This window comes from Microbacterium sp. ZW CA_36 (assembly GCF_044987475.1).
Classification (GTDB): Bacteria; Actinomycetota; Actinomycetes; order Actinomycetales; family Microbacteriaceae; genus Microbacterium.
The window spans coordinates 1-4,844 of sequence record NZ_JBJDRL010000117.1 but is presented as its reverse complement, the minus strand read 5'-3'; the positions used below and the strand labels follow the sequence as shown (position 1 = coordinate 4,844).

The window sequence follows — 4,844 nt, the reverse complement described above, 5'->3', positions numbered from 1 at the left end:
GGGTGGCACCGTGAGCCTGCACATCCCCGAGGTGGTGTCATGAGCCTCGAGGTGGACGACCTCACCATCGAGATCGGCGGCCGCCGCGTCGTCGACGGCGTCTCGTTCGCCGTTGCCGACGGCGCCCGCGTCGGCCTGATCGGCGAGTCGGGGTCGGGCAAGTCCCTGACCGCCCTCGCCATCCTGGGGCTCCTGCCCGACGGCGCGACCGCCGGGGGCAGCGTGCGCTGGAACGGCCACGAGATCCTCGGCCTCGCCGACGGCGAGCTCGCTCAACTCCGGGGCGACGAGATCGGCATCGTGTTCCAGGAACCGCGGACCGCCCTCAACCCCATCCGCACCGTCGGCAGGCAGATCGCCGAGTCGATCCGCATCCACGAGGGGCTGTCGAAGCGGGATGCCGCGGCCCGCGCCGTCGCGGAGGCGTCCCGTGTCGCCCTCCCCGACCCCGACCGCATCGTAGCCCGCTATCCGCACCAGCTGTCGGGCGGCCAGCGGCAGCGCGTGGCCATCGCGATGGCTCTCGCCTGCCGCCCGCGGCTGCTCATCGCCGACGAGCCGACGACGGCGCTGGACGTCACCATCCAGGCCGAGATCCTCGACCTCCTGCTGTCGCTCGCGCGCGACGACGGCATGTCGCTCGTCTTCATCACCCACGACCTCGCGGTGCTGTCGCAGATCGCCACGCACGGCGTGGTGCTCGAGCACGGGCGCGTGGTCGAGCAGGCGCCGGTGGCGCAGCTGCTCTCCGCACCGGCGTCCGCCGTCACCCAGGAGCTGCTCCGCGACGCGACCGCCACGCTGTGGCGGCCGGGAGGTGCCGAGTGAGCGTGCTGATCCGCGGTCGGGGCCTCGGGCGCCGGTACCCCACCCCGAAGACGCGCCTGTTCGAGCCGCGCAGCTTCACGACCGGACTCGAGGATGCCGACATCGACGTGCGCGAGGGCTCGTCGGTCGGCCTCATCGGCGAATCGGGCTCGGGCAAGTCGACCCTCGTGCGGCTGCTGCTGGCCCTCGACAGGCCCTCTGCCGGCACCGTCGAGTTCGACGGACGCCCCGTCGACGCCCGCGCATCGGCGCGGTCCCTGCACTGGCTGCGCCGGCAGACCGGGATCGTCTTCCAGGACCCCTACGCGTCGCTCGACCCCCGCATGAGCGTGGGCCGCATCGTCGGGGAGCCGCTGTGGGCGCTCGGGATCGACGGCGACCGCCGGGCGCGCGTGCGCGAGGTGCTCGACGACGTCGGACTCGAGGCCGGGATGGCCGACCGGTTCCCTCACGAGTTCTCGGGCGGGCAGCGGCAGCGCATCGCCCTGGCCCGCGCGATCGTGCATCGCCCGCGCCTGCTCGTCGGCGACGAGCCGCTCTCGGCGCTCGACGTCACCGTCCGCGCCCAGATCCTCGAGCTGCTGGGCGAGCTGCGCGTCCGTGACGGGCTCACGCTGCTGCTCGTCTCTCACGACATCGGCGTGGTGCAGAACCTGTGCGACGAGGTCGTCGTCATGAAGGACGGCCGCATCGTCGAGGAAGGGCCTACCGAGAAGGTGCTGCTGCAGCCCCAGGTGGCGTACACGCGGCGGCTGCTGGCGTCCATCCCCGTCATCGACGCCGACGCCTCGTGATGCGTCCGGGCAGGACCATCGACGCCGACGCCTCGTGATGCGTCCAGCCCGGGTCGGCGGGGCGGGCGCCGGCGTCGGCGGCCGCCGATAGGTTCGGATCATGGCCCCCGGAATCGTTCCGCCGTACCTGCTCGCCCGTATCGCCGCCGTGCAGGAAGAGGGCTGGGCGCGCGCCGCCGAGGCGGCCCGCTCGACGCTCGCCGCGCCGCGCGAGTATCGCCCGGTGAGGTCGCGGCTGCGACTGTCGATCCAGGAGCCCGGCACCCTCGTCGCCGAGGCCACGCCGGCTCCCGACCGCGAGATCTCCGACGCCCGGCAGCGCGAGGTCCTGCCCGGCGTGCGCGTGCGCGGCGAGGACGACCCCGCCACCGGCGACTCCGCCGTCGACGAGGCGTTCGACGGGCTCGGGGCGACCTACGACTTCTGGTGGGACGCGTTCGCCCGCGACAGCATCGACGGCTCGGGCAGCTCGCTGCTGGCGACGGTCCACTACGGCCGCGACTACGACAACGCGTTCTGGAACGGCGAGCGCATGGTTTTCGGCGACGGCGACGGCGAGGTGTTCCGCGGCTTCACCGGGTCTCTCAGCGTCATCGCACACGAACTCGCGCACGGCGTGGTCGAGGACGAGGGCGGGCTCCTCTACCGCGGGCAGTCGGGTGCGCTCAACGAGTCCATCGCCGACGTGTTCGGCGCGCTCGCCGAGCAGCACCGCAACGGGCAGACGGCCGACGAGGCGAGCTGGCTCATCGGCGAGGGCATCTTCACGGATGCCGTGCAGGGGCGCGCGCTGCGGTCCCTCGCCGCTCCCGGCACCGCGTACGACGACGACGTGCTCGGGAAGGACCCGCAGCCGGCGCACATGCGCGACTACGTCGACACCCGCGACGACAACGGCGGCGTGCACATCAACTCCGGCATCCCGAACCACGCGTTCTACCTCGTCGCGACTGCGCTGGGCGGCCACGCCTGGGAGAAGGCGGGTCTCATCTGGTACCGCACGCTCACCTCGGGAACGGTGCCGTCGACGGCGGACTTCACGACGTTCGCCCGCGCCACCCTCGCCGCGGCGGCTGCGGAGTACGGTGAGAAGTCGGAGGAGGTCGATGCCGTCCGCGCCGGGTGGACGGGCGTCGGCGTGATCCCGGATGACCCAGAACCCGACGCCTGAGACGACCGGATCGACCGAGCCGCGGCCCGCGGTCGAGGTCGACGTCGCGCGCACCGGCGGTATCGCCGGCATCACCCGCCGCTGGTCGGCCCAGCCGCCCGAGACCGAGGCGCCCGAGTGGATCTCGCTGATCGACCGCTGCCCGTGGAACGAGGCGCATCCGCCAGCCGACGCCACCGGAGCGGACGTTCCGGACGATGCGGACACCGCCGCCGACGCCCCGGACACCGCCGTCGCGGAGCGGATCCGCCCGGACGCCCCGGACGCCCCGGACGAAGCTGTCGCGCAGCGGATCGGGGTGCCGGTCCCCCACGGCGCGCAGGCGGCGCCTGCCGAACCCCGCAGTCCGATGCCCGACAGCTTCGTGTGGTTCATCCGGGCGAGCTGGTCGGGGACGGATCCGCGCGAGGCGGAGCTGTACGACGACGAGGTCGTCGGCGCCTGGCGCGAACTCGTCGACGCCGTGCGCGAGTGGAGTCGCAGCGGCGCGTCCACGGGGCCCGAGCGGCCGGGCCGGTGACGCTCAGCGGGTGAAGATGCCCTTCTTCTTCACCGGGGTGAGGGCCTTCTGCATGTAGATGGTCCCGAGCCACCGCCCGAACTTGAATCCCACGCGGCCCATGCGGCCGACCTCGACGAAGCCGAGCTTCTCGTGCAGGGCGATCGAGCCCTCCGCGCCCTTGTCGCTGATCACGGCGACCATCTGGCGGATGCCGACCGCTTCACTCGCCTCGATGAGCGCCTCGAGCAGCGCCTTGCCCAGGCCCTTCCCGGTCGCCGCCTGCCCGAGGTAGATCGAGTTCTCGACCGAGTACCGGTACGCCGACTTGCTCGACATCGGCTGCACCAGCGCGTACCCGAGGATCTGCCCCGACGGCGACTCGGCGACGAGGAACGGAAGGCCCTGCTTGGCCAGGCCGTCGCGCTTCTTGCGCCACTTTCCGACAGACCAGGTGTCTTCGTCGAAGGTCACCACGGAGTTGGTGACGTAGTAGTTGTAGATCTCGCGGATGTCGGGCATGTCGCGGTCCTCGACGGGCCGGATGGTGAAAGAGAAGGGACGCTCGGGCTCGGGCTGACGCTGCAGATGCCGAGGCAGGCGACGCCGATCCTTCTCGTATTCCTCCTCGAGCATGAGGTCCTCCTCGATGTCCGGTGTGCGGGGCGCCCTAAGCGGGCAGCCGCCAGTCGACGGGGGTCGCGCCCTGCTGCGCGAGCAGTTCGTTGGCGCGCGAGAACGGCCGCGATCCGAAGAAGCCCCGGCTGGCCGACAGGGGCGACGGATGGGGCGACTCGATGATGGGCGTCGCTCCGAGCAGCGGCCGCAGGTTCGCGGCATCCCGCCCCCAGAGGATCGCGACGAGCGGCTGGTCGCGGGCGACGAGGGTGCGGATGGCGTGCTCGGTCACCTTCTCCCACCCCCAGCCTCGATGGGATGCCGGAGCCCCGGGCGCGACGGTCAGCACGCGGTTGAGCAGCATGACGCCCTGGTCGCTCCACGCGGACAGGTCGCCGTGCGGGGCGCGCGGGATGCCGAGATCGGCCTCGAGCTCCTGGTAGATGTTGGCGAGGCTCCGCGGCAGCGGCCGGACGTGCGCGTCGACGGCGAACGACAGTCCGATCGGATGCCCCGGCGTCGGGTACGGGTCCTGCCCGACGATGAGCACCTTCACCTCGGGCAGCGGGCGCTGGAACGCGCGCAGCACGCGGTCCCCGGCTGGCAGGTAGTGGCGGCCCTCGGCGACCTCGGCCCGGAGCCGGTCGCCCAGCGCGGCGATGTCGGGCGCCACCGGAGCGAGTGCCGTCGACCAGTCGGGGTCGATGAGGCCCCCGTCGGCGAGCTCAGGCAGCGTCAGTGGCATCACGGCGCCTCGGCCCTCGTCGCCGTCGTCGTCATGACGAGCTCGACGCCGCCCTCGACCGTCGTCGCCGCGAACGAGACCGTCGCCGCCGAGAGCTCGTGGAGCGAGGTGACGTGGGTGCCGCCGCAGGGGATGCGCGCAGAGACGCCGGGCAGCTCGCACACCCACGTGCGGCGGTCGGCCAGGGCA

6 protein-coding genes and 1 pseudogene are annotated in these 4,844 nt (G+C 72.6%); 4 read left to right on the top strand and 3 right to left on the bottom strand.

What is annotated here, in order from left to right; genetic code table 11:
* The first annotated feature begins 39 nt into the window (after positions 1–39).
* From ACI3KX_RS21820 to ACI3KX_RS21805, 4 genes are all read left to right on the top strand, one after another.
* On the top strand, positions 40–828 hold the full coding sequence (locus ACI3KX_RS21820) for an ABC transporter ATP-binding protein (RefSeq protein ID WP_363357819.1): 789 nt from the start codon (positions 40–42) through the stop codon (positions 826–828).
* The gene (locus tag ACI3KX_RS21815) at positions 825–1,622 is read left to right on the top strand and encodes an ATP-binding cassette domain-containing protein (protein ID WP_363357820.1); all 798 of its coding nucleotides are present in this window, start codon (positions 825–827) and stop codon (positions 1,620–1,622) included. Before ACI3KX_RS21820 ends, ACI3KX_RS21815 begins: the two co-directional genes overlap by 4 nt.
* A gap of 100 nt (positions 1,623–1,722) precedes the next feature.
* Complete coding sequence (locus tag ACI3KX_RS21810; RefSeq protein ID WP_363357821.1) at positions 1,723–2,793, top strand: M4 family metallopeptidase; 1,071 nt, start codon at positions 1,723–1,725, stop codon at positions 2,791–2,793.
* On the top strand, positions 2,771–3,313 hold the full coding sequence (locus tag ACI3KX_RS21805) for a hypothetical protein (protein WP_404911060.1): 543 nt from the start codon (positions 2,771–2,773) through the stop codon (positions 3,311–3,313). Before ACI3KX_RS21810 ends, ACI3KX_RS21805 begins: the two co-directional genes overlap by 23 nt.
* A 3-nt stretch (positions 3,314–3,316) precedes the next feature.
* On the opposite strand, the gene ACI3KX_RS21800 is transcribed toward ACI3KX_RS21805, so the two are convergent.
* From ACI3KX_RS21800 to ACI3KX_RS21790, 3 genes and pseudogenes are all read right to left on the bottom strand, one after another.
* Complete coding sequence (locus tag ACI3KX_RS21800) at positions 3,317–3,928, bottom strand: N-acetyltransferase family protein (protein ID WP_363357823.1); 612 nt, start codon at positions 3,926–3,928, stop codon at positions 3,317–3,319.
* 34 nt (positions 3,929–3,962) lie between these two features.
* The gene (locus tag ACI3KX_RS21795; protein WP_404911059.1) at positions 3,963–4,655 is read right to left on the bottom strand and encodes a uracil-DNA glycosylase; all 693 of its coding nucleotides are present in this window, start codon (positions 4,653–4,655) and stop codon (positions 3,963–3,965) included.
* Positions 4,655–4,844 (bottom strand): annotated as a pseudogene (locus ACI3KX_RS21790) (metal-dependent hydrolase); the annotation flags it as partial. The pseudogene ACI3KX_RS21790 and the gene ACI3KX_RS21795, both read right to left, overlap by 1 nt.

What these genes read in the sequence shown, in the direction of transcription:
- ACI3KX_RS21820 (WP_363357819.1), top strand. Translation starts at nt 40, where the DNA reads ATGAGCCTCGAGGTGGACGACCTCACCATCGAGATCGGCGGCCGCCGC.
- ACI3KX_RS21810 (WP_363357821.1), top strand. Translation starts at nt 1,723, where the DNA reads ATGGCCCCCGGAATCGTTCCGCCGTACCTGCTCGCCCGTATCGCCGCC.
- ACI3KX_RS21805 (WP_404911060.1), top strand. Translation starts at nt 2,771, where the DNA reads ATGACCCAGAACCCGACGCCTGAGACGACCGGATCGACCGAGCCGCGG.
- ACI3KX_RS21800 (WP_363357823.1), bottom strand. Translation starts at nt 3,928, where the DNA reads ATGCTCGAGGAGGAATACGAGAAGGATCGGCGTCGCCTGCCTCGGCAT.
- ACI3KX_RS21795 (WP_404911059.1), bottom strand. Translation starts at nt 4,655, where the DNA reads ATGCCACTGACGCTGCCTGAGCTCGCCGACGGGGGCCTCATCGACCCC.